The following is a 1,910-nucleotide window of genomic DNA, read 5'->3' on the forward strand; positions in this document are numbered from 1 at the left end:
GGACCGGGCACTCGCGTTTCCCGGTCGTCGGGCAGGACCTCGACGACGTGGTCGGTCTGGTCCATGTCAAGCACGCGGTCGCCGTCCCCGAGGACGACCGGGGCGTCGTGACCGTCGGCGACGTGATGGTCCCTCATCTGAGCGTGCCGTCCACGATCGAGCTCGACCCGCTGCTGGAGACGCTGCGCCGCGGCGGGCTGCAGATGGCGGTCGTCATCGACGAGTTCGGCGGCACGGACGGCCTGGTCACCATCGAGGACCTGATCGAGGAGCTGGTCGGCGACGTCGTCGACGAGCACGACCGGGTCGGGCTGCGCGCGGCCCGGCGCCGGGACGGGACGTGGCTGCTCTCCGGCCTGCTCCGCCTCGACGAGGTGGCGCAGACCGTCGGCGTCCACCTGCCGGTGGACGAGGCGTACCAGACGCTTGGCGGGCTTGTCGCCGACCGCCTCGGCCGGGTGCCGGTCGCCGGCGACGCGGTCGAGGTCGACGGCGTCACCCTCACCGTCCAGCTCATGGACGGCCGCCGGGTGGACCGGGTCCGTCTGGTTCCCGCGCACGTCCGTGCCGACGGCGAGCCTCCAGCGGATGGCGGCTCTTCTACGGCTCCTACGGGAGGTGGCCCTCCCGCGGGCGGCGAAGCCCCCAGGGATGAAGCCCCCAGGGATGAAGCCCCCAGGGACGGTGGCCGTTCCGCGGATGACGACCGTTCCGGGAACGGCGGCCGTCCCGGGGGCGGGTGGTGCGGCTCCGCCGCCCCGGACGCGATGGGGGCGCTGCGGTGAACGTCCCGCTCGCGCTCTTCCTCACCGTCGTCCTGCTGCTCGCCAACGCCTTCTTCGTGGGAGCCGAGTTCGCGCTGATCTCGGCCCGGCGCAGCGCTATCGAGCCGCTGGCACGGGCCGGTTCGGCCCGTGCGCGGATCACGTTGCGCGCGATGGAGGAGGTCTCCCTGATGCTGGCCGGCACCCAGCTGGGGATCACTGTCTGCACCCTGGGGCTCGGCTCGCTCGGGGAGCCCGCGGTCGCGCACCTGCTCGAAGGCCCGCTCGAGGCGGCCGGGATGCCGCACGCCCTGCTGCACCCGGTCGCCCTCACCGTCGCCATGACGGCGGTCGTGTTCCTGCACGTGGTCATCGGCGAGATGGTGCCCAAGAACATCGCCCTGGCCGGGCCGGACCGCGGCGCCCTGCTGCTCGTCCCGCCCCTCGTCGGCATCGTGCGCTACCTGCGCCCGGCGATCGCGGCCCTGAACGCGGTCGCCAACCTCAGTCTGCGCGTCGTCCGGGTGGTGCCGAAGGACGAGGTGGCCAGCGCCTTCACCCGCGACGAGGTCGCCGGCTTCGTCGAGGAGTCCCGCCGGGAGGGGCTGCTCGACGCCGACCAGCACGGGCTGCTCTCCGGGGCGCTGCACTTCGACGAACGCAGCGCGCGCAGCGTCCTGCTGCCTCTCGACAGCCTGGAGACGGTCGAGGCCGGGGTCACCCCCCGGGGGGTGGAGGCGATGGCCGCCCGGACCGGCTTCTCCCGCTTCCCGGTCCGGGCGGCCACCGGCGAGCTCATCGGGTACCTGCATCTCAAGGACGTCCTGGAAACCAGCCCGCGCAAGCGGGCGGCGCCGGTCCCCACCAAGTGGGTCCGCCCGCTGGCCAGGGTCGGTGCCGACGACCGGCTCGCGACGGTGCTCGCCACGATGCAGCGCAGCGGGGCGCACCTGGCCCGGGTCACCGACCAGGGAGGACGAATCCTCGGGGTCGTCGCGCTGGAGGACGTCCTGGAGGAGCTTGTCGGCGAGATCCGGGACGACAACCAGCCGGCCGCCCAGGCGGGCAGGCTCTCGGGTGACTCGGCCCTCGGGTGACCCGGCCCTCGGGTGACTCGGCTCTCGGGTGACTCGGCTCTCGGGTGAC

General features: G+C 73.7%; 2 protein-coding genes. Both read left to right on the top strand.

Features of this window, described 5'->3' with window-relative positions; genetic code table 11:
- On the top strand, positions 1-785 hold a 785-nt coding region (locus NBW84_RS12875; protein WP_445548703.1), incomplete at its 5' end, for a hemolysin family protein.
- Complete coding sequence (locus NBW84_RS12880) at positions 782-1,861, top strand: hemolysin family protein (RefSeq protein WP_250284870.1); 1,080 nt, start codon at positions 782-784, stop codon at positions 1,859-1,861. The genes NBW84_RS12875 and NBW84_RS12880, both read left to right, overlap by 4 nt.
- Positions 1,862-1,910 lie beyond the last annotated feature (49 nt).

The sequence above is a fragment of the Protofrankia sp. CiP1_Cm_nod2 genome (assembly GCF_920664355.1).
Lineage (GTDB): Bacteria > Actinomycetota > Actinomycetes > Frankiales > Frankiaceae > Protofrankia.